The organism is Chitinibacter sp. S2-10 (assembly GCF_046530675.1).
Taxonomy (GTDB): domain Bacteria; phylum Pseudomonadota; class Gammaproteobacteria; order Burkholderiales; family Chitinibacteraceae; genus Chitinibacter.
This window is the reverse complement of sequence record NZ_CP172558.1, coordinates 105,998-127,169: the sequence shown is the minus strand read 5'-3', so window position 1 is coordinate 127,169 and position 21,172 is coordinate 105,998. Positions and strand designations below refer to the sequence as shown.

At 48.9% G+C, this 21,172-nt stretch carries 18 protein-coding genes; 4 read left to right on the top strand and 14 right to left on the bottom strand.

All coding sequences use genetic code 11. The features are described from left to right. Nucleotides 1-590 precede the first annotated feature (590 nt). Nucleotides 591-2,525, top strand: coding sequence for an RNA polymerase sigma factor RpoD (rpoD, locus tag ACG2XO_RS00530; protein WP_410498900.1), 1,935 nt, complete (start codon nt 591-593; stop codon nt 2,523-2,525). A gap of 394 nt (nt 2,526-2,919) precedes the next feature. On the opposite strand, the gene ACG2XO_RS00525 is transcribed toward rpoD, so the two are convergent. The 7 genes from ACG2XO_RS00525 to ACG2XO_RS00495 form a co-directional block, all read right to left on the bottom strand. Continuing rightward, nucleotides 2,920-3,243, bottom strand: coding sequence for a hypothetical protein (locus ACG2XO_RS00525; RefSeq protein WP_410498899.1), 324 nt, complete (start codon nt 3,241-3,243; stop codon nt 2,920-2,922). A 56-nt stretch (nt 3,244-3,299) separates the two neighbouring features. Next, complete coding sequence (locus ACG2XO_RS00520) at nt 3,300-4,523, bottom strand: EAL and HDOD domain-containing protein (RefSeq protein WP_410498898.1); 1,224 nt, start codon at nt 4,521-4,523, stop codon at nt 3,300-3,302. A gap of 68 nt (nt 4,524-4,591) precedes the next feature. Then, complete coding sequence (locus ACG2XO_RS00515; protein WP_410498897.1) at nt 4,592-6,538, bottom strand: chemotaxis protein CheA; 1,947 nt, start codon at nt 6,536-6,538, stop codon at nt 4,592-4,594. A gap of 25 nt (nt 6,539-6,563) precedes the next feature. Next, a complete protein-coding gene (cheZ, locus tag ACG2XO_RS00510; protein WP_410498896.1) occupies nt 6,564-7,337 on the bottom strand; it encodes a protein phosphatase CheZ in 774 nt (257 codons plus the stop codon). A 49-nt stretch (nt 7,338-7,386) separates the two neighbouring features. After that, a complete protein-coding gene (cheY, locus tag ACG2XO_RS00505) occupies nt 7,387-7,776 on the bottom strand; it encodes a chemotaxis response regulator CheY (RefSeq protein ID WP_410498895.1) in 390 nt (129 codons plus the stop codon). A 68-nt stretch (nt 7,777-7,844) separates the two neighbouring features. After that, complete coding sequence (locus tag ACG2XO_RS00500) at nt 7,845-8,786, bottom strand: chemotaxis protein (RefSeq protein ID WP_410498894.1); 942 nt, start codon at nt 8,784-8,786, stop codon at nt 7,845-7,847. Between the two features lie 27 nt (nt 8,787-8,813). After that, nucleotides 8,814-9,776: a chemotaxis protein gene (locus ACG2XO_RS00495; RefSeq protein ID WP_410498893.1), complete on the bottom strand. Its 963-nt coding sequence runs from the start codon at nt 9,774-9,776 to the stop codon at nt 8,814-8,816. 216 nt (nt 9,777-9,992) lie between these two features. On the opposite strand from ACG2XO_RS00495, the gene ACG2XO_RS00490 reads away from it, so the two are divergent. The 3 genes from ACG2XO_RS00490 (at nt 9,993) to ACG2XO_RS00480 (ending at nt 13,277) form a co-directional block, all read left to right on the top strand. After that, nucleotides 9,993-11,159, top strand: a complete 1,167-nt coding sequence (locus ACG2XO_RS00490; RefSeq protein WP_410498892.1) for a sensor histidine kinase — start codon at nt 9,993-9,995, stop codon at nt 11,157-11,159. 66 nt (nt 11,160-11,225) lie between these two features. Next, a complete protein-coding gene (locus tag ACG2XO_RS00485) occupies nt 11,226-11,531 on the top strand; it encodes an STAS domain-containing protein (RefSeq protein WP_410498891.1) in 306 nt (101 codons plus the stop codon). A gap of 12 nt (nt 11,532-11,543) precedes the next feature. Then, on the top strand, nt 11,544-13,277 hold the full coding sequence (locus ACG2XO_RS00480) for a SpoIIE family protein phosphatase (RefSeq protein WP_410498890.1): 1,734 nt from the start codon (nt 11,544-11,546) through the stop codon (nt 13,275-13,277). On the opposite strand, the gene ACG2XO_RS00475 is transcribed toward ACG2XO_RS00480, so the two are convergent. The 7 genes from ACG2XO_RS00475 to ppc all read right to left on the bottom strand — a co-directional run bounded on the left by ACG2XO_RS00475 (nt 13,278) and on the right by ppc (nt 21,123). Beyond that, nucleotides 13,278-14,123, bottom strand: a complete 846-nt coding sequence (locus ACG2XO_RS00475) for a hypothetical protein (protein ID WP_410498889.1) — start codon at nt 14,121-14,123, stop codon at nt 13,278-13,280. A gap of 2 nt (nt 14,124-14,125) precedes the next feature. Further along, nucleotides 14,126-14,989 carry a 4-hydroxybenzoate octaprenyltransferase gene (ubiA, locus tag ACG2XO_RS00470; protein WP_410498888.1) on the bottom strand — a complete coding sequence of 288 codons (864 nt, stop codon included), beginning with the start codon at nt 14,987-14,989 and terminating at the stop codon, nt 14,126-14,128. Nucleotides 14,990-15,004: 15 nt separating this feature from the next. Next, nucleotides 15,005-15,526, bottom strand: a complete 522-nt coding sequence (locus tag ACG2XO_RS00465) for a chorismate--pyruvate lyase family protein (RefSeq protein WP_410498887.1) — start codon at nt 15,524-15,526, stop codon at nt 15,005-15,007. A 150-nt stretch (nt 15,527-15,676) separates the two neighbouring features. Continuing rightward, nucleotides 15,677-16,492, bottom strand: a complete 816-nt coding sequence (locus ACG2XO_RS00460; protein WP_410498886.1) for a flagellin — start codon at nt 16,490-16,492, stop codon at nt 15,677-15,679. Between the two features lie 193 nt (nt 16,493-16,685). Then, the gene (murB, locus tag ACG2XO_RS00455; RefSeq protein WP_410498885.1) at nt 16,686-17,705 is read right to left on the bottom strand and encodes a UDP-N-acetylmuramate dehydrogenase; all 1,020 of its coding nucleotides are present in this window, start codon (nt 17,703-17,705) and stop codon (nt 16,686-16,688) included. Between the two features lie 138 nt (nt 17,706-17,843). After that, entirely contained in the window at nt 17,844-18,320 is a 477-nt protein-coding gene (locus ACG2XO_RS00450; protein WP_410498884.1) for a hypothetical protein, read from the bottom strand. 46 nt (nt 18,321-18,366) lie between these two features. Next, nucleotides 18,367-21,123 (bottom strand): phosphoenolpyruvate carboxylase, encoded by a 2,757-nt coding sequence (ppc, locus tag ACG2XO_RS00445; protein ID WP_410498883.1) that lies wholly within the window; start codon nt 21,121-21,123, stop codon nt 18,367-18,369. Nucleotides 21,124-21,172 lie beyond the last annotated feature (49 nt).

Here is a 21,172-nt window from a genome sequence, read left to right as displayed (position 1 = left end):
GGCAGGGGCGCGGTTGGCGTAATGATGAGCCGCAGCGTGTCCCTTTGCCGCCGCGCCCTCAGCAAGATCCATTATTGCGCATTTTGCAGCTGATCTTGTTCAAGCCAGGTTTGTTGGCTGCATGCGAGGCGGCAGAGGTCGATTGGCCGCAACAAGGTTTTGCCGGTGCCGTGCGCTTGGTGCTGCAGTATGTGCGCTCGAACCCCGATATCAAACCACAGGCTTTGCTGGAACATTGGCGTGGCGATGCGTTGTATGTGCGTCTGCAGCAGGTGCAGGCAGATTCTCAGGGTATGTTTGATCGTTTTGACGATGAAGAATTGGTGGCCGAATTGCAAGATACGCTGAAAACGGCGGCGCAAAGTCAGTTACGAAGTTCTACACTGGATCGCAAGGCTCAACTGGAATATCGCGCCAGTAATGGAGGGCTGACTGATGCCGAGTGTGAAGAATATTTGGCATTGCTATCACGTAAATAAAGTTTTTCTTATAAATTCAGCAAATTTCGGCCAAATGAGTCTGAGTACAGGGACAAGGTGTCCCTTGTTCTGGTAGAATTGGCGGTTTTGCTAGACACACCAAGTAGAGTCATGGCAGCAGATAAAAAACACGATAAAGAAAATTCAGAATTAATGGGTAAGGACGAGACTGAAAAGCTTGATCCCGAGGCACGCAAGGCGAAATTCAAGTCGCTGATCGTACTGGGTAAAGAGCGCGGCTACCTCACTTACGCAGAGATCAATGACCATCTTCCAGAAGATATGCTGGATGCCGAACAGATTGAAGGCATCATCAGCATGATCTCGAATATGGGCATTCAGGTTTATGATGAAGCGCCTGATGCCGAAGACCTGCTTATGTCTGATGCTCCTGCGGCAGTTGCTGACGAAGATGCTGCAGAAGAAGCCGAAGCCGCGCTGTCATCCGTCGATGCCGAGTTTGGCCGCACGACCGATCCGGTGCGTATGTATATGCGGGAAATGGGCACGGTCGAGCTATTGACGCGCGAAGGCGAAATCGAAATTGCCAAACGCATCGAAGATGGCTTGCGGCACATGATCACCGCTATTTCAGCGTGTCCAACGACCATTGGTCAGATTATTGATTTGGTCGACCAAGGCTTGAATGACGAAATTCGCATTGATGACGTCATTGATGGCTTTATCGACCCGAATGCGGTTGAGGAAGAAGAGCAAGAACCCGATTTGCCTGATCCTGATGCAATTGCAGATGATGCCAGCGATGACGAGGATGAAGACGAGGATGATGGTGGTGCAGCAGCTGCCAGCGCTAATCTTGAATTGTTGAAAACCCAAGCGCGCGAAGTGTTCGATAATATCCGTGCCCTCTATGCCAAAATGCTGGCCACTTTGGATAAGGAAGGTACTGCGAGCGCCAAGTATCAAGAGTATCAACAGGCCATTGCCGCCGAATTCCAGAACATCCGTTTTTCTGCGCGTCAGGTTGAATCATTGTGTGACGTGATGCGCGGTATGGTTGACGATATCCGTACGCATGAGCGTCAGATTATGGATTTGTGTACGCGCCGTGTTGGTATGCCGCGTGAGCACTTCATCAAAACCTTCCCTGGCCGTGAAACGGATTTGACTTGGGTGCCGGAAGAAATCGCGGCTGAGCATGGGTATTCGGGCGTGATGTATCGCTACAAGCACGCGATCATGGAAAAGCAGCAAAAGCTGAATGAATTGCAAGACCAGGCTCGGATCAGCATCAAAGAATTGAAAGAAATTTCACGACAAATGAGCACCGGCGAAGCCAAAGCACGCCGTGCCAAACGTGAAATGATTGAAGCTAACTTGCGTCTGGTGATTTCGATTGCGAAAAAATATACCAACCGTGGCTTGCAATTCCTTGATCTGATTCAGGAAGGCAATATCGGCTTGATGAAAGCGGTGGATAAGTTCGAATATCGTCGCGGTTACAAGTTCTCGACCTATGCCACCTGGTGGATCCGTCAGGCGATTACCCGCTCGATTGCCGACCAGGCACGTACGATCCGGATTCCGGTACATATGATCGAAACGATCAACAAGATGAACCGTATTCAGCGCCAAATTTTGCAAGAAACTGGTTTGGAAGCGACGCCGGAAGAGTTGGCTGAACGCATGGAAATGCCGGAAGACAAAATCCGTAAGATTTTGAAAATCGCCAAAGAACCGATTTCGATGGAAACACCGATTGGTGATGACGACGACTCGCACCTGGGTGACTTTATCGAAGACCAGAACAATATGGCACCAGCTGATGCTGCCGTATACGCTGGCCTACGTGAAGCGACCAAGGAAGTGCTCGATACCCTGACGCCACGCGAAGCCAAAGTGCTGCGCATGCGCTTCGGTATCGACATGAGTACGGATCATACTCTGGAAGAAGTGGGCAAACAGTTTGACGTAACGCGCGAGCGTATCCGTCAGATCGAAGCCAAGGCACTGCGTAAGCTGCGTCACCCAACGCGTTCAGAAAGATTGAAATCTTTCATTGAAAACGCGTCCAGCGAGCAGTAAAATAGCGACTTTCGGGCCTCTAGCTCATGCTTGGTTAGAGCAGCGGACTCATAAAATTTGTGCCATATGTTTGGAAACGGCATATGGGATGGTGTCAAATTCGGCGAAATCTAAGTGCAGAAATGCATAGGGCGACGCCGAGCCAAGCTTCAGTGTGAAAGTACTGTTGAAGGTGTAGAGACTAGACGGCACCCACCTAAAGTGAAAACCATGGTGAAGGCATAGTCCAGGGAGTAGCGAAAGCTACACAAACCAGAATCCGTTGGTGCCGAGTTCGACTCTCGGGGGGCCCACCAAAATAAAAAAATCCAACCTCTTTGAGGTTGGATTTTTTTATGCCCCGTTTAATCTGCATATATGGCTAGTATTTGCTGCGCGGTTTAATGCCTAGAAATTAAAGTAAGCCTTGATCATTGTCGACTAATAAATCCAAACTATTGCTTAAATGCTGCCTAAGCGTCTTACGAGAGAGAAGTTTCTTTTGAGCGGCTAAAGGAAGATCTGTTAGCCGCAACAGATTTTTTGCGATCATGACGTCTACTATATCCTCAATTACCCGGATCAAATCCATATCCGAGTGACTTAGTACCTCACTATTGCTACCAATAAAAGAAAGGACTTGAGGGTCGCTGCTCGACAGTAGCTCATGTGCATTTTCTTGTTCTGCCCGGTAAATTGCAATGATTTCACCATCTGAGCTACGCTCTACAAATACCATTGCAAACCCCACGTTCTAAACCAGAAATAAACCACGGGTAAATGTGGTTTGAATAATTAAACTCCAAGTTCTTCAACCCAAGCTAATGATTGAACGTGTGCCCGGTTCAGCATTTCAGGGGTGATTTGCAGTTGCTCACATAGTCGGGGAACCTCTGCCATGGTTGAATCTTCACAAGCTTCCGCCAATTCAAGGAATGGGCCATAAATGCCCGTACGAGAGAGTAAGGCGTCGCTAATGGTTTCCGGCAAAATCAGAGTCTCAAGAATTGTATCCATTGGCATGTCTAGTAAAACATCCAATAACGAAAACATGCCGACGATAAATAAATTATCTTTGTCTTGTCCATCAAGTAAATGTGCGCCTAGCAGCTCAACCAATCGCCCACGAGTCACTGCTGTTTTTAGTAGCGCCGGCGGAGTTCCTGTCTCTGCTGCTGCTGTGACTAATAGCAAGGTGAGCCACCGGTACAATTTTTGATAACCTAAGATGGTGACCGCGTGCCGGAATGATTGAATTTCACAAGAAAGTCCAAACCCAGCAGAGTTAATATAGCGAAGGAGTTTGAAAGAAAGAGCCACATCTTTTTTTAATGCATCTTCAATTTCTCGAATTTCCGCATTATTACGCAGCATGTTCAGCAAATTAAGGATATTGGCATAGCTTGGATTGATGACTTTAGCTGATAGTGTGACTGGATGCGCAAAATAATAGCCTTGGAAGCAATCCATTCCAACATCGAGGCATTGCTTAAATTCTTCTTTCGTTTCGACTTTCTCCGCAACTTGCAGTAGTGGATATTTACGTAGTTCGTGCGAGATTGTCGGGATCTGAGCCATTCCAAGCTGCTGGATGTCGAGTTTGACATAATTTGCAAACTCTATCATCGAGGCCGTCTGGGGGGTCAGGATAAAATCATCAAGCGCAATACCAAAGCCCTGTGAACGAAGGTCGGCCAGACGGTTGAGTAGTTCTGGAGAACTTTGCGTTGTTTCAACTATTTCTAAAACGACTCTTTGGGGTTGAAGAAGCTCTAGGAAATTACTTTCCAGCATAGATTCGGCAACGTTAATAAACGCGATCTTGTCTCCAACGAGCCAGTCTGTGCCCATGTTTGAGATGGTATTTACCAGTACATTTGTACCCGCTTGCATGTCGCTTGAAAAATCAGCTGTCGTTGATTCTTTATCCAAGCGAAATAGCAATTCATAACCAATGATTTGCTGTTGGCGATTAAGGATCGGTTGTCGCCCGATAAAAGCATGCTCTTGCTTTGTCATAGTTTAAGTGCCTGATGGCATGTTGCTAATACAATCATATTAGCAACATCTTATTTTTGTGGGAACAATTAGAGTATTTCGGATGCAAAACGTGATGTTTTGATTGCTGAATTTTCTGCATTGGCAGATACCAGCAAGTCTTCCATGTCGAGAACAAGAACAATAGAGCCATCGCCAGATAAGGTTGCTCCGGCAATACCTTTGGGTCTAATGTGTTGCAATGGTTTGATTACCACATCATCCCGACCAATGAAGCTATCTACAGCCAGAATAAAAGAATGCTCGGCGGATTGCATTAATACGCCAAATTGTGGAACCTGAACTTCTTGCCAGCCAATTAAGTTGGCAAGTGAACGAACGGATAGAATTTCGTCCCTAACAACAATGGTTGCTCTTCCAGATACTTCTTGAACCTGATCTTGTCGAATTGTGATGATTTCTCGAACCATTGCTAGAGGTACGGCAAAAGGCTGATCACAAACTTTAACGACAAGAACCGGTAAAATGGCAAGTGTTAAGGGGAGGGAAATTGTAAAGCGAGATCCATCGCCAACCACTGACTGAATATCAACTCGACCATTCAATTTCTGGATATTGGTTTTTACTACGTCCATACCCACGCCGCGCCCAGAAACGCTTGAAATCTGATCTTTTGTTGAGAAACCTGGCAGAAAAATAAGTTGGAGTGATTGCTTATCATCCAAGCTATTTGCGGTTTCAATATCGATCAAACCTTTTTCAACTGCTTTTTTACGAATAACATCAGGTCGCATGCCGCGGCCATCATCGGTAATCTCGATACGGATGTGATCCCCTACTTGCGTAGCTGTTAGTTCAACGATTGCTTTAGCTGGCTTTCCTGCTGCAATACGCTCTTCGGTGGTTTCTATTCCGTGATCAACGGCATTTCTAACCAAGTGAACCAACGGATCATTTAGATCTTCTAGCATGGTTTTGTCGAGTTCGGTTTCTTCGCCCGAAATAATTAGTTCGACATCCTTACCCATTTGTCGTGCCAAGTCACGAGCCAAACGGGGATATTTTTGGAATAAGCGACCAATTGGCTGCATGCGAGTTTTCATGACCGCATTTTGCAAGTCGCCTACCAACAGATCAAGTTGGCCTATCGCTTCATCAAGAGCTTTAAGAGTAATTCCGTCCATTTTTCCAGACATAATGTCTGTTCTTAATGTCGTTAGACGATTTTTAGTAAGACCAATTTCTCCAGATAAGTTAAGTACCTGATCTAAACGTACTGTATCAATACGGATTGTTGTTTCTTGAGTGGCAAGTTGCTGCGAGCTTGCTGGTGCGGCTCGCTGTTGAGGGCTAGCTGGTGCTGAGGCGGGTTTAAGACTCTGCATTGGATCTGCAATTGTAACGACTTGAGTCGGCATTACCTCAGAATCAGTGTATGCAACAATAGCAGTGGCAGGTTCAACAGGTGAGTGCTTGCCTGAGTCTTTGCTTAATAAAGTATCATAAAGTTGCTGCCAATCATGTTCACTATTGTTTGAATTGGCTGTTGAGGTGGATTCGGAGTTAATGATGGTTACAGCTTGTTGTTTTTCTTGGGCTTTTGCCGATAATTCAACAATTGCCGTCTCCTGAGGGGCTGATTGATTACCTTCAAGGACATCATCCAGTGCCTTAATGAGAGCTGGATCGGCCGGGGCGGGTAGGCGGGATTGCGCCATGGAGCCAAACATGTCTCGTACTACGCCTGTGGCAGCGAGTATTTCATCCATTATTTCGGGAGTAAGTTGCAATTCGCCATTGCGGAGCTTGTCGAACAAATTTTCAGTGCGATGACAAAGGCTGACCATTGCATCTACATTTAAAAAACCTGCTCCGCCTTTAATGGTGTGAAAACCTCGAAAAATATCATTGAGTAAAGCCCGGTCATCGGGGCGTTTTTCAAGTTCAACCAGTTTGTTATCTACTTCCGAGAGTAGTTCGGAGGATTCAGTCAAAAAATCCTGCAACAAGTCTTCCATGCCAGCAAAATCACTCATGATTTTCTCCTAGGGCGAATATCATTTAGAAACCAAGGCTTTCCAATAGGTCATCCACTTGCTCTTGATTTGTCACCACATCGGCACGCCCTTCGGAATTAATGACTGGCCCATTTAATAGATTAGCTCCATCATCTTGTTTCGTGGCAGTAGGATTGAACATGAGTAAAAATTCCAATAGCTGCGCTTCCATTTCTTTTACCATTGCCAAGACTTTTTTAATGACTTGTCCGGTTAGATCTTGGAAATCTTGTGCCATCATTATTTCAAGCATCTGATTGCTAATTTGCTCGGACTGTAGAACAGTTTTTGAAAGATGTGCTCGGGTTTTTTCTACCAATAATTTAAATTCTTCAACTGACATCTGTTTTGCATAAAACCGATCCCATTCTCGAGACAGGGTTGCAGATTGTTCTGTGATGTTATCCTGCAAGGGCTTGGCTACATCTAGCGCATTTAATGTTTTGTCTGCAGCCTGCTCGGTCATGGTGGCAATATACGAAAGTCGGTCTCTTGCGTCGGGGATTGAGCTTGCCGCAGATTCGAGAGACTTGTCTAAGCCCAATTCGCATAAAGTGTCATGAAGTTTACGTGTGAGGTGTCCAATGTGGGAGAACATTGATTTGGCGGGCTCGACCATGACCGAAGGTGCTTGTGAATCAATTGAAGAGTCGCTTGTCATTACCGTGGCCGCATCAGGCTCTATTGCCGTCGTTTCAGTTTGATTAGCTTGTACGATGCTATCAAACAGAGCTTCTAAGTCTGCGGAATCTCCGCCCTGCAATGCTGGATCACTCACAGTTATCTCCTGCGATTAGATTATTATTTATTGATGTTTAACAATTAATTTATTTGGCCATATTGGCGAAAATCTTTTGCAACTTTTCATCAAGTGTTGCGGCGGTAAATGGTTTTACTACATAACCACTGGCTCCAGCTGTCGCAGCTTCAATGATGTTTTCCTTTTTAGCCTCTGCGGTCACCATCAAAACGGGGAGTTGTTTGAGTGCAGCATCCGCTCTAATCGCTTTGAGTAACTCAATTCCTGTCATATTTGGCATATTCCAGTCTGTTACGACAAAGTCAAATTGCCCATTTTTTAGTTTGTGCAATGCGACCTGCCCATCTTCGGCCTCTTCGACATTGGTGTATCCGAGTTCCTTTAGAAGATTTCGGACGATGCGACGCATGGTAGAGAAGTCATCTACCACGAGAATACGCATGTTCTGATCTGCCATAACTTACTCCATTTGAGCACTTCAAAAATAGTGCATTAGTATGTATTAAATTAACCTTTGTGCAAGTTTTAGCTCGCCAACATGGGGCCTAGGGTGTCGGCCAGGATGAATGGATCAAATTTCGCAACATATGCATCTACTCCGACACTGGCGCCCATGGCTCGATTTGCGTTTGATGATAGAGAAGAATGCATCACAACGGGAATGCCATGAAAACGGTGATCCGATTTGATGTGCTTGGTTAAAACATAACCATCCATTTCTGGCATTTCAGCATCGACGAGAATGAGTTTTAATTTATCTTTCAAGGGCTCTCCATCATGGCTTGCACGATTGGCCAGATTTTGGAGTTTATCCCACGCTTCTTTGCCATTGTTTGCTTGATGATATTTAATGCCAATTTTATCCAGAACACTGACGATCTCTTTGCGGGCAACAATAGAATCATCAACGAAAAACATGAAAGTATCAGGGTTGAGCTGGGGTTTGGGCAGGTCGGGGACGATCGGCTCACCAATCACGGTCGACAGAATTTGTTCTACGTCTAAGATAGACACTAATTTTCCATCTGGCAGCTCAGTAATCGCAGTGATGAGTGCTTGATTGCCCGCAAGCATGCTTTCAGGTGCTCTGACTTTGTCCCAGTCTACGCGAATAATCCGATCAACTTCATGTACTAAAAATGCCTGAGTATGCTTAGAAAACTCCGTCACAATCATTGTGCTGGTTGTATCTCCGGACGGTGCTTCCTGTGTCGCAACAAAGCGGGCAAGAGCAATAACTGGAATTATGTTGCCGCGCAGTGAGAGTACTCCTTCGACGCCGTGAGGCATATTAGGTGTTTTAGTGATTTTTGGTGTTTGGGAAACCTCACGAACCTTAAACACATTAATGCCAAAAATCTCTTTGGTACCAAGGGTAAAGAGCAGAATTTCCATTTTATTGGAGCCTGCCAGTTTGGTTCGTGCATCAACCGTCTCCAGCAAATTGGTTTGTTCTGACATGCTCATGGAGTACTCCAAGTCAATAATTTGTGCCTAGTTTGTTGATTCATTGCGAAGCAAAAAATTGGCGATGCTTTGAGATAGTTTATGTGGTTCAAACTTTGCCACATATCCATCGACACCGACGGACTGCCCTAATTTTTGATTGGATAGGCCGGACAGGGACGAATGCATTAATACAGGAATTCCTGCAAACCTAGGGTCGCTCTTGATTTGCTTTGTTAGCATGTAGCCATCCATCTCGGGCATTTCAACATCCGTTAAGACCAATTGAATCATATCCTTAACTTGAAGGCCTTGTAATTCCGCCGTGTGAGCAATGCGCAGCAATTCATCCCAGGCACGTTTCCCATTAATGGCTTGAATATGGTGAATATTCATTGCATCAAGAGTTTGTTCGATTTGATTTCTAGCAACCAGCGAGTCGTCTGCAAAAAATACGGTCTTGTCGATCACTTTCTGGTTTTGGACAACAGTGCTTGTATCTATGCGATTGCTGTGATGTGTCGTTTCTGCAAGTACTTTTTCGACATCTAGCATCATGACTAATTTGCCATTTTCAAGCTCTGTTACTGCCGTAACCAGCCCGCCCATTTGCATGGTTAGCATGTCAGGGGGAACCCGCATTACCGACCAATCTAAGCGTAAAATGGTGTCAACGGCCTCGACAAGAAAGCCTTGAGTGTGGCCGTTATACTCAGAAACGATCATGATTTCGGGACGGTTTTCTGTTTGAATCCCCGCGTATTTTGCAAGGTCAATGACTGGAACTAAAGTTCCGCGCAAGCTGACCATTCCTTCAACTGAGGATGGCATTTCTGGTGCTTGGGTAATTTCGGGCGTACGCATTACTTCACGAACTTTAAAGACGTTGATGCCAAAAGTTTCGCGCCTGCCTGATCGCTGGTCCAATCCCAGTGTGAATAGCAGAATCTCTAACTTGTTTGTGCCGGCGAGCTTGGTCCGTGCATCAATATTTTTGAGAAGTTCTGACACGAGGTGGCTCCATTTTACATTGGTTAAGTGCAGTGTATTAATTTGGTAAAAATTAAAGCGCTTCATTTTGGCGACGGTGAAATAACACCTATGCGCGAATGAAACTGAACTGAATGGTCTATAAGAAACAATGATCACAGCTCTGATTAAGGCATTTATAATGCAAAAATCACAAACCAACAAGGGCACTTTTTTGTGACACCCCAAGAGCCACAGTTGAATTCCAAAGAGTTAGAGGAGGCTTTTGCTCTTTTTACAGAAGCTTCTTATCAATTATCAAATGCTTATGCTGGACTGCAGCAGGATGTGGCCTCTTTGACTGATCAACTGGCAGTCGCCAATGGCAATTTAAAAAAAGAGTACGAAGAAAAGGCTGTGTTGTCACGGCGTCTCACTTTGCTGCTGGATCGTCTGCCCGCCGGGGTGCTGGAAGTCGCAGTTTCGGGAGAGGTGATTCGCTGTAATGAACGCGCTCAGCAGTTTTTGGGACGTTCCATATTGGGTGCAAACTGGGGAAAGTTTTTTGAGTCATATTTTTCGGAAACAGTCGAAGTTGGTATTTGGCGAGTTCAGTTTGAATCTCAGCACTTTTACTTGACCGTCGAGCAGGTGAAGATTGAAGAAGAGTCTGTTTCGGTGGTTCTGTTGCACGATGTCAGTGCGTCGGTTGAAATGCGTGAGTCGTTGCAGCGCAATAGTCGTTTGGTGGCAATGGGCGAGATGGCGGCTGGATTGGCTCATCAGCTTCGTACCCCGCTCGCGGCCGCAATTTTATATGTTGGGCATTTGCAACGAGAGCAGTTGCAGGAAGCTGATCGGCTAAAGTTTTCTGCAAAAGCGAATGAGCGCCTGCAGCGTCTGGAGGCGTTGGTGCAAAATATGCTTTTGTTTGTTAAGGGGCTGCCACAAGAAGTTGCCGTCGTGAATATTGCTGATGTCGTGCAAGACGCATTTTTTGAGGTCAAGTCAGTATTTGAGCCGCATGGTTTGATCCTTGCTTTGAAAAACCACACGTCTTCAAGTTACGTGCTCGCCAACTTTAAAGAATTAAGCGGGGCAATTGGCAATCTTCTGGAAAATGCTTGTCAGGCTTCTGAGGTAGGGCAGGAGATTCTTTGTCAGATTGATGAGTATCCAGAAACGGTTGAAATCATTGTGCAAGACCATGGTCGCGGTATTTCTGAAGCTACCCTCAATCGTTTGTTTGAGCCTTTTTTTACCACCAAAAAGGGCGGAACGGGCTTGGGCTTGGCGATAGTCAGAAATCTGGTTTCAAGTTATGGCGGAGAGATATCTGTAACATCGACTCCCAATTTGGGCGCTGCCTTTAAGATTTGCTTGCCTCGAGTGCCTGACACAACTAATGTGTTAGGGCGCAGATAAGTGTTCTTCGGATAAGCGATTAATAAAAATTTTTAAACATTAGATTAGCAAAAGGTTGGTGTGAGAATGACTCCTACGGTACAAATTGAAGGCAGTGTCGGTCGAGTGATTTTGTCTGGGCAGTTTGATTTCAGTGCTCATCGTGAGTTTCGTCAGGTTTGTGAATCTATCATTGCCAATCCAGAGATTAAAGAAGTGCTTGTTGACTTTCAGAATGTAAATTATCTGGATAGCTCTGCTTTGGGTATGCTGTTGTTATTAAAGGAAAAAATTGCTGCGGCAAGCAAAACCCTTGCTTTGGTTAACTGTAGGGATACAGTTAAACAGGTTTTGGAAATTGCATGTTTTGGCAAAATTTTCACAATACGATAATTAGGGTTTTTGATGAAAATCCTGGTGGTCGATGATACTGAGGCCATTCTATTACTGATTTCTCGATTTGTTGAAGCCTTAGGGCATCAAGCTATCGTTGCGCGAAATGGTCAAGAAGCCATCGAGTGCTGGCGTACTCATCAGCCTGATCTGGTGCTGATGGATGTCATGATGCCAGTCATGGGCGGCACTGAAGCTGCGGTGCAAATCAAGAACGAGGCGGGCGCCAATTGGGTGCCCATTGTTTTTGTTACGGGCATCGGTGAAGAAAACGCATTGGCCGACGCTATTGAGCGTGGTGCTGATGACTATATCAACAAACCAGTCAATTTCCGTGTCCTTGAAGCAAAACTGAAAGCATTTGCTCGTACTTTGGAGCTCAATCGAAAGGTTCGTGAACAATCACAGACCTTAGCCGATTATTTCGAAAAAGCCGAAGAAGAAAAGCGGGTGGTTCGCCATTTGATGGATCAGATGGTTAATTCAGAACGCCTTGCCGACCCACAATTTGAATATTGGCTTTCCCCTGCTGAGTCGCTCTCGGGGGATTTGATTGCTGCTGCCCGTACACCGGGGCAAGCCTTGTATATTTTGCTGGCAGATGGAATTGGGCATGGTTTGACTGCCGCATTGAATGTGCTGCCATTGACTCAGCCATTTTATAGCATGACCGAAAAAGGCTATTCGATTGTCGATATCCTGTTCGAAATGAATAGTAAAGTGAGGCAGGTTTTACCAATTGGACGTTTTGTTTGCGTGTCCCTGATTTCTATTGATGAGGCGGCAGCAACGATTGAAGTCTGGAATGCAGGTATGCCGCCCATTCAGATTTTGGGGCAGAATCGGCAGGTAATCCGAGTTTGTAGTTCCAGTAATTTACCTTTGGGCATTGTTCCCTCCCACTCTCTGGATTTGGCGCCAGAGCGAATTTATTTCAGCGAGCCTGGTTATATTGTGGCTTATTCGGATGGTCTGGTGGAAGCGCGCCATTCGGAAAAAGGTGAGTTTGGTCTGGCTGCTTTGCTCGGGTCGTTGAATCTAAGCCAACAAGGCAGCATGCTGGCTGAAACAAAAAAGATATTTAATCAGTTTCTTGCCGGTCAGCAGCATCATGATGATGTCTCGCTGGTTGTGGCTCAGTTTGGCTCCGGATCAACCGATGTTGCCGTGGCAAGCACCACTCAATCCCAACGTCATTTTGAAGAGATTTCGACCGATTTTCACTTGCTGTCTGAATGTAAATGGCGATATAGCCTGATACTGAGCGCCAATGAATTACGTTACCTCAATACCATTCCATTCATGATGTCTTTTGTGCGAGAGATCAAATCTCTGGCGCATGTGCAATCAGATGTCTTTCTGATTCTGACTGAGCTGTTTGTGAATGCGCTGGATCATGGCCTGCTTTTGCTCGACTCCAAACTAAAGTCTACGCCAGATGGTATGGAAGAGTATCTCGCTCAGCGTACCGAGCGACTTGCTGCGCTTGAGGGGGGGCGGATTGAAATTGATCTGATGGGATTGCAATTTAGAGAGACTGAAGTTTTAAAAATTCGGGTCAAGGATTCGGGTCAAGGTTTCGATTGGGCCAGTGTATCGTCTGACAAGCCGAAAGAGTTGCAGTTATTAGCCAAGGCGGGTCGTGGTATTGCTCTGGTTTGCGCTTTGGCGCTCAAGGTGCAATATATCGGCTTGGGTAATGAGGTCGATGTCTATTACCTTCCGGACAGAGCCCCAACCCAGTAATTAAATGTAATGAACCAAGCTTGCCAAAGCAAAACAGCTTAACCAGCTCCCTGTCATGATGAGCCAGGTATGCCGCTGGCGATGCGTGAAATAAGCTAGACCTGCCATCATCGCCAGCGCAAATACACTTCCCCAGTATTCGGGTGCGACCCCAATCAGCCAGCTATTGATCCCTCCAAGCACTAGCCACGGGAAGCCTGCGAGTAAATATTTTTGTTTTGAACTGGGGTCGGCGTCAGGTTCGATGCTCGGTAGTGCTTGGATCAGTGGCGCGATAACAGCGTCGGGGTCGTACTTGAGCCCTTTGACCAATTGCAAACTGGTTTCAGCCTTGACGCCTGCAGCAAGCATGATGCTGGGCAGACCAAGACTGGCTTCTGCGCCTGGTAATTCGTCGGATTCAAGTATGCTGGCATTGTTTGTGGATTGCGATGACCGAAATTCCTGCCAGAGATGCCAGAATGCCCCCCCCAGAGCCAGACACCAGGTGGCAAATTGCAGGCTGGCAGGCAAGCGGTGAAAGCCCTGCAACAGGGCAAGCAAGCAGCCGGAAAATAATAATGCATCGCTTACTTTTTGCTTGAAGAATGCAGTAAATTTGATTCCACTGCGTTGATACAGGCCGATCCCTTTTAACTGCATTTTATGCAGTATGGGGCTGCAGGCATTGATTCCCAAGACTTTGATGGCAATACCCATAGTGGTGGCTTTGCGTGTTTTTTGTGCTGCAGGCAAGGACTGGGCAATTTCCAGCCAGTACCACTGACGGGCATGGCCGGACTCCAGATCCGAAATAAGCCGGATCAGATAACTTTGCTCAGCTTTGCTCAGCGCTTGAATTTTCATACTCAGACCCAAGCGTAATCGAGAACAATGGCTGCAAAAATAACCATGCCGACGCGGTTATTGGCCAGAAATGCGGCAAAGCAGGCCATCCTGTCGCGGCTCCGGATCTGCCGATATTGCAGCACAATCAGGCCGCTCGCCATAAATAAGCCCAGCTGGTAAATCACTCCCAAGTGAGCCAGTTGGCCGATGATGATCATCAGCGCGATAAAGGCCGAGTGACAGAGCATGACCGCCGCCACGTCATACTGGCCAAAAGTAATCGCTGAAGTTTTGATTCCGATTTTCAAGTCGTCCGGTTTATCAACGATGGCGTAGACGGTGTCGTAGGCGACGGTCCAGAGCAAATTGGCCAAGACCAGAAGCCAGGCCAGATTGGGGATTTGACCCGTTTGTGCGGCAAACGTCATTGGAATGCCAAAGCTGAACGCAACGCCCAGATAAGCCTGTGGCAGCACGAAAAAACGTTTGGTGAAGGGGTATGAGCCAGCCAGAAAGGCTGCGGGGATGGTCAGGCTTAGAGCCAGCGTATTGAGCGGCAGCGCGATGAGTAAGGCGAGCACTGCCAATCCTGCTGCCAGATACAGCGCTTCGCGTGGCTGAACGGTACCGGCAGCGAGTGGACGTGTTTTGGTGCGTTCAACGTGGCCGTCAAAATCCCGATCAGCCCAGTCGTTAATCACGCAACCTGCCGATCGCATCAGAAAAGTGCCGAGGCAAAAAATGAAAATTAATCGCCAGTCCGGTTGACCTTGTCCGGCCAGCCACAGCCCCCAGAGTGTGGGCCAGAGCAGCAAGAGGGTGCCGATGGGCTTGTCCATCCGGGCGAGTCTGGCGTAAGCAGCAAGGCGATTGCGAAGTGTCATGACGAGATTTTATGTTCAAAAAGGCGGCGATAAAAAGACTTCGGTGATCAGTAATTGATTTTGTCCGGCGTAAAACACCGACCGTCGTGCCCACAGTGTCGGGGGCTGGATTCCGCTGACTGCAACGGCTTTTTGCCATAAAGGATGACGGCGGTCAATTTTACAGAAGGCCAGGTGGGAACGTCTGATTTTGGGGTCGGCAAACAACACCGCGCCCAAGGGACGGCTGCCGATGCGCCCCAGCAAGTGAAATCCGCGCTTCAGGCTCGCGCGCGCTGTAATGCTGTGGGCAAAGACCAGCGGTTTGCCTTTGGCGCATAAAAGCACTTCGCGGGTGGCAACGTGTTCGCTGCCGATCTGCAAGATTGTGCGCTCGTCCAGATGAGCGCGGCAAAAGCCTTCATGCAGCACCTGGACCGAAAAATCGGGAAAATGCGTCATCAGGCGACGGGTCAGCGAACCGCGTTCGCTTAACCAGGCATGTAATTGACGCGGGGAGCGCAATAATGGGGATCGCCAGAAGGCGGTGGCGTGCATACAGAATACAGGGTTTCAATGGATAGCTTGATTATGCCACAAGCCACTGCAGTCATTGCGTCAGGGAGATCCGCTACGTGCAGGGTTTAAGGGGTATATGAATAAAGCTTTTGATTTGTATTGTCTTTATTGATATACCCCGGTATGTATTTAGCGCAATAAACTGAGTACCTGTTTGCTGCTGGCATTGGCTTGCGTTTGCATCGCCAGACCGGCTTCAGTGAGGATTCTGTTTTGCGCCAGTCTGGCGCTTTGCGCGGCGTAGTCGGTATCAGCGATCCGGCTGCGTGCTGCAGACTGATTTTCGACTGAACTGCGCAAATTGCTGATACCTGACTCAACGCGGCTCTGAAAGGCGCCCAGATTGCTGCGCTCATTATTGAGTGACTGAATATCCTGATCCAGCGCCAGCAGGCTGTTGGATGCGGCGGTTGGGCTGGATAAATCAATTTGTCCCGACGCGCTGGCCAATGTGTTGCCGCCCAAGTTGCCGGTACTCAAATTGATTTGCTCGCCCGCATTGGCGCCCGCCTGAAAGGCAAAGCTGCCGCCTTGCAATACCGACTGCCCATTGAACTGGGTGTTGCGGATAATGTCGTTGCTGCTTTGATTGAGCTGATCCACTTCGGCCTGCATGGCTTGCCGATCACTGGCCGATAAAGTGCTATTGCCGGCTGCGACGGCGAGTTCCCGGATGCGCTGGGTATTGTCGGAAATACCTTCGAGCGCACCATCAGCAGTTTGTGATAGTGACACCGCATCGTTGAGATTACGCACACCCTGACTATTGCCGATGATTTGCGCGGCAAACTGTTCGGCAATCGCCAAACCTGCTGCATCATCGGCTGCGCTATTGATGCGCTTGCCCGACGACAGGGCGGTCATCGATTTATTTTGTGCGGCCTGAGCATTGTCGGTATAGCGCTGCGCAGCCAGCGAACTGAGATTGGTGTTGGTGACCATCATGATGACCTCCGTCGAGGTGAAAGCTATTTTGTTAACTTACTGCGTTGCTGACTTTTTTACCAATTGTGACGACTGACGGTCAGCCTGCGGCGTTGATGTACTAAACCAAAAGTTCTCCAGCTGCATTACTTCGCCTCGCCGAACGTGTGTACTGGCGTCGCGTGTGTCTTGCCGGAAAGCTTTTGGACGGTTCTTACTGCCAGCAAATCGGCTCGGATTCGATCATGACGCCAAACTGGTTTAGTACATCGCGCTGCACCGCCGCTTCGAGCGTTTTGACATCGCGCTGGCCTGCGCCACCATGATTGACCATCACCAGCGCCTGCTTGGCAAACATGCCAACTGAGCCGAGCTGACGGCCTTTCCAGCCCGCTTGTTCAATCAGCCAGCCTGCGGCCAGTTTGGTGTGCTGTGCATCGAGTGGATACATCACCAGCGCGGGGTGCTGCGCCTGCAGTGCCGTGGCCTGTTCGGCCGGAATAATCGGGTTTTTAAAATAACTGCCGGCGTTGCCAATTTGCGCCGGGTCGGGCAATTTGCGCTGCCGAACGTGAATCACGGCTTGCGCAATATGATGTGCCGTGGCGCTCAAGCCTAATTCGGCCAGCGCTTTTTCAATGTCGCCGTAGCTGGTTTTGACCTGATGGTTTTTAGGTAGGCGGAAAACAACTTCGAGAATGCACCAGTCTAACCCTGCAGAGTGCTTGAAAATGCTATCGCGATAAGCAAACTGGCAGTCGCTCAGGCCGAAAGTACGAATTTCGCCGGTGTGCAAATGAATCGCGCTGAGCTGATGGAAATAATCCTTGATTTCAACGCCGTACGCGCCGATGTTCTGCACTGGAGACGCGCCGACCGTGCCGGGAATCAGCGACAGGTTTTCGAGTCCGCCCCAGCCTTGTGCTAGTGTCCATTGAACAAATTGATGCCAGTTTTCACCCGCCGCTGCGGCAATGTACCAGGCGTCGTCATCTTCGGCTTGCAGGTATTTGCCGAGTAAATCCATCTTCAAAACCAGCCCGTGGACTAATTCCGGCAAGACCAGATTCGATCCGCCGCCCAGAATATGCCAGGGTAGCGAGCGCAGTGCTGGATCGGCAATGCAGCTTTGCAGGGTTGCGACGTCGTCGATGGCAATGAATTGTTCGGCGGCCGATTGCAGGCCAAAGGTATTGAGCCGGGTGAGCGGATAATTCGGGAGAGTCTGCGGCATTGAGCTGGATTTGAGCAGGGCAAAACGCCATTATCCTCTAATCGCCAGTGATAGAACCAGCCGGATCTGATTCGAGGCTATACGGTGCATGGTATGTTTTCATGGCTTAATTTCGCCGTGGCTTGCAAGGCTATACCCCTAGGGTCGATTGCCGAGGTGCCAGCGTGCGCAATACCATTTGGTTTCTTCCGGACCGACTTCGACCAGGACGCTGCCAAATTTCGACAGCCAGCGTGGGTAGGGGCCGGCCAGCTGGACAAAGCTAAAACCCATACGTGATTCGATATTGCTTTTGACTTCGGCTAGCGGTTTTTTGATGAATGCGCCGACCATCAGCGCGCCTGAGTCGGGCAAGTTGACGAACACTTCTTCCACCTGATTGCCCGCCAGTTGGGCTTTCTGGGCGTCAAACCATTCGGCTTCGCCCCAGGTTCGCACAGGTTGATTCAGGTATTGGCGGAAATAATTACGCCAGAAATCGGTAGACCATTCGCTGCGGCAGGCGAGGGCATTTTCGACCTTATCGCCAAAATGGCTGGGTAGCTTGGCGTAGCTATTGCTGCCGAGCAATAAAAAAGCCACTGCATAAACAAGAAATGATTTTTTCCAGTTCATGAAGTGGCTCCTGGGTGGGGATGAGTTCAGAACTCATCATCGCTGATTAACCGCTGTTGCGCAAACCGGCTGACACACCGTTAATTGTTAGGTGTACGGCATGACGCAATTCTTCGCTGTCATCGCCAGCGCGAATGCGTTTGAGCAATTCAACCTGCAAATGGTTGAGCGGGTCGAGGTAAGGCAGGCGGTTATCCAGGCTGCGTGCCAGCATCGGGTTGTCGCCGAGCAATTGCTCGTGACCGGTAATGGCCAGAACGGCGTCAACCGAACGTTGCCACTCGTCTTTGATGCGGCCAAAGATACGCTTGGCAACGTCCTGATCCTGTACCAGCTCCGAGTAACGTGCGGCAATTGCGATATCCGATTTCGCCAGTACCATTTCCATATTGGAAATCGTTGTCTGGAAGAACGGCCAGGTTTTGTACAAATGATTCAGCGTTTGCAGACCTTCGTCACCCGCTTCAGCCAGATATTCGCTGATCGCCGCGCCAAAACCGTACCAGCCCGGTAGCATCAAACGACACTGCGACCATGAGAAGACCCATGGAATCGCACGCAAATCAGAAATGCTGCTGGTATTGCGACGTGCTGAAGGGCGTGAACCGATATTCAGATTCGGGATTTCCTTGATCGGTGTTGCCTCAAGGAAGTAAGTAATAAAGTCTGGCGTTGCATACACCAGATCGCGATAGAAGCGGTAGGCGGCGTTCGACAGGCGCTCCATCAACGCACGATGTGGCGCTTCATCGGTATCGCTCGGCACCGGGAAGCTGGCGTCCAGTGTTGCTGCAACCAGAATTTCCAGATTACGGCGACCCACTTCACGGTCGGCATATTTGGCAGTAATGACTTCGCCCTGTTCGGTAATCCGGATCTGGCCGTTCACTGAACCGGCCGGCTGCGCAAGGATCGCATCATAAGCCGGACCACCACCACGACCAACCGTACCGCCGCGACCGTGGAACAGGCGCAGTTTGATACCGGCATTGTTAAATACATCGACCAGCGTCAGTTCGGCTTTGTAGAGCTCCCAGTTGGAAGTCAGGTAACCGCCATCTTTGTTCGAATCCGAATAGCCGAGCATGACTTCCTGTACATCGCCACGGCACGTCAGCAATTGACGCCATTGCGGGATCGCAAACAGCTCGGTCATGATGTCGCCGCTGGCGCGCAAGTCGCCGGTGGTTTCAAACAACGGAATGATATTGACCTTGCTGCGAACGGTAGGCGCCAGTGACACCAGACCCACATCGTTCAGCAGCACGGCCACTTCGAGCATGTCGGAAACCGACGCGCAGTTCGAAATAATGTAGTTTGGCAGTACCGCTTCGCCGTAACGTGCCTGGATTTCGGCTGCCGCTTTCAGAATATCTAGCTCTTGCTGAACATCTGGGCTGTAAGCGACATCATGTGGGCAAATCAATGGACGCGGGCTGGCCAGTTCGCGCAGCAGAACGACGCGACGGCTCTTTTCGTCGAGCGCCATGTATTCTTCCAGACCCGCGCGATTGAACAACTCGCTGATCATTTTTTCGTGCAGGCCGGCAAACTGGCGCATGTCGATCGGCGCGAGGAAGAAGCCGAAGACTGAAACCGCACGCTTGAGGCGACGCAAACGACCATTGGCCAGTTTGGCTGCGCCATGGGCTTTGAGCGAACGGGAAATGACGGCCAGATCGCTGGCGAGCTGATCCGCATTGTCGTACGGCTGGGCGTGTGCCACATCATGCAATTGATGATGGAAAGTGCCGATTTTGATCGCAGTGGCAAAAATGCGTGCCGAAATGGCCAGTACAGCCAGTCGGTACGGTTCTTCTGACTTGCGCGCCAGATCTTCGGGGGCGGTTGCTGCCAGCGCTGACAAGTCCTGATCGACCTGAACCAGACGCGTTGACATCGACAGTTCGCTTTCGAGTTTCAGGCACTGTTGATAGTAATAATCGAGCGCGACACCGGCCTGGCGTGAAACGGCATAGCGCATCACATCGGCAGTTACGAATGGATTGCCATCGCGGTCGCCACCGATCCAGCTGCCAACTTGAATAAAGTTAGGCAAGGTGACTTGTTCACCTGTCATATCGGACAGCCGATCTTCCATGTCCTGGTACAGGCGGGGAATCTCGTGCAGGAATGTATTGCGGAAATAGGTCGCGCCATTTTCGATTTCGTCCTGCACCGTCAGTTTGACAGTACGAACTTCGCGCGTTTGCCACAGCGTGATCATCACGCGTTCCATCGCTTCCTGGTTGGCGGCGATTTCTTCCGGTGTCATCTGGTTGCGGTCGCGCTCGGTGAGCAGCTCGGCCAGCGCACGGTGGCATTCCAGAATGGTTTTGCGTTTGACTTCGGTCGGGTGTGCAGTCATTACCGGTGCAATCAGCGTTTCGGCCAGCATGGCGAGAATTTCTGATGCTTTGACATTGCGGTCGGTCAGTGTTTCCAGTACCGCAGAAATGCTGCCACGCTGCGCCTTTGAACCCGCGATTTTGTGTGCGCGGCGGCGGCGATTGTGGTGCAAATCCTCTGCTATATTGGACAGGTGCGAGAAATAGCTGAACGCTCGAACCAGCGCCATCGTTGTCGGCATATCCAGCGTCGACAATGAGCGCGCCAAGGCTTTGCCCGCGTCGGGGTCGTGAGCCTGAACGTAGCGAAATGCGAGTGCGCGAATCGACTCGATTTGTTCTGCGGTGGCCGAACCGGCCTGTTCGCGGATAGTGTCAGACAACAAGGCGGCGAGTAGATCCAAATCACGCTTGAGCGGTAGATCCTTTTCAGCAATAGGTTCGATCACAGACATGGCAATCCAATGGAGGCAAATTCAAGACAAAAAGTTCGCACATTCTATC

Bases quoted from the DNA above. Each gene is read 5' to 3' on its own strand.
- rpoD (WP_410498900.1), top strand. From the start codon at position 591: ATGGCAGCAGATAAAAAACACGATAAAGAAAATTCAGAATTAATGGGT.
- ACG2XO_RS00525 (WP_410498899.1), bottom strand. From the start codon at position 3,243: ATGGTATTTGTAGAGCGTAGCTCAGATGGTGAAATCATTGCAATTTAC.
- ACG2XO_RS00520 (WP_410498898.1), bottom strand. From the start codon at position 4,523: ATGACAAAGCAAGAGCATGCTTTTATCGGGCGACAACCGATCCTTAAT.
- ACG2XO_RS00515 (WP_410498897.1), bottom strand. From the start codon at position 6,538: ATGAGTGATTTTGCTGGCATGGAAGACTTGTTGCAGGATTTTTTGACT.
- cheY (WP_410498895.1), bottom strand. From the start codon at position 7,776: ATGGCAGATCAGAACATGCGTATTCTCGTGGTAGATGACTTCTCTACC.
- ACG2XO_RS00500 (WP_410498894.1), bottom strand. From the start codon at position 8,786: ATGAGCATGTCAGAACAAACCAATTTGCTGGAGACGGTTGATGCACGA.
- ACG2XO_RS00485 (WP_410498891.1), top strand. From the start codon at position 11,226: ATGACTCCTACGGTACAAATTGAAGGCAGTGTCGGTCGAGTGATTTTG.
- ACG2XO_RS00480 (WP_410498890.1), top strand. From the start codon at position 11,544: ATGAAAATCCTGGTGGTCGATGATACTGAGGCCATTCTATTACTGATT.
- ACG2XO_RS00475 (WP_410498889.1), bottom strand. From the start codon at position 14,123: ATGAAAATTCAAGCGCTGAGCAAAGCTGAGCAAAGTTATCTGATCCGG.
- ubiA (WP_410498888.1), bottom strand. From the start codon at position 14,989: ATGACACTTCGCAATCGCCTTGCTGCTTACGCCAGACTCGCCCGGATG.
- ACG2XO_RS00465 (WP_410498887.1), bottom strand. From the start codon at position 15,526: ATGCACGCCACCGCCTTCTGGCGATCCCCATTATTGCGCTCCCCGCGT.
- ACG2XO_RS00460 (WP_410498886.1), bottom strand. From the start codon at position 16,492: ATGATGGTCACCAACACCAATCTCAGTTCGCTGGCTGCGCAGCGCTAT.
- murB (WP_410498885.1), bottom strand. From the start codon at position 17,705: ATGCCGCAGACTCTCCCGAATTATCCGCTCACCCGGCTCAATACCTTT.
- ACG2XO_RS00450 (WP_410498884.1), bottom strand. From the start codon at position 18,320: ATGAACTGGAAAAAATCATTTCTTGTTTATGCAGTGGCTTTTTTATTG.
- ppc (WP_410498883.1), bottom strand. From the start codon at position 21,123: ATGTCTGTGATCGAACCTATTGCTGAAAAGGATCTACCGCTCAAGCGT.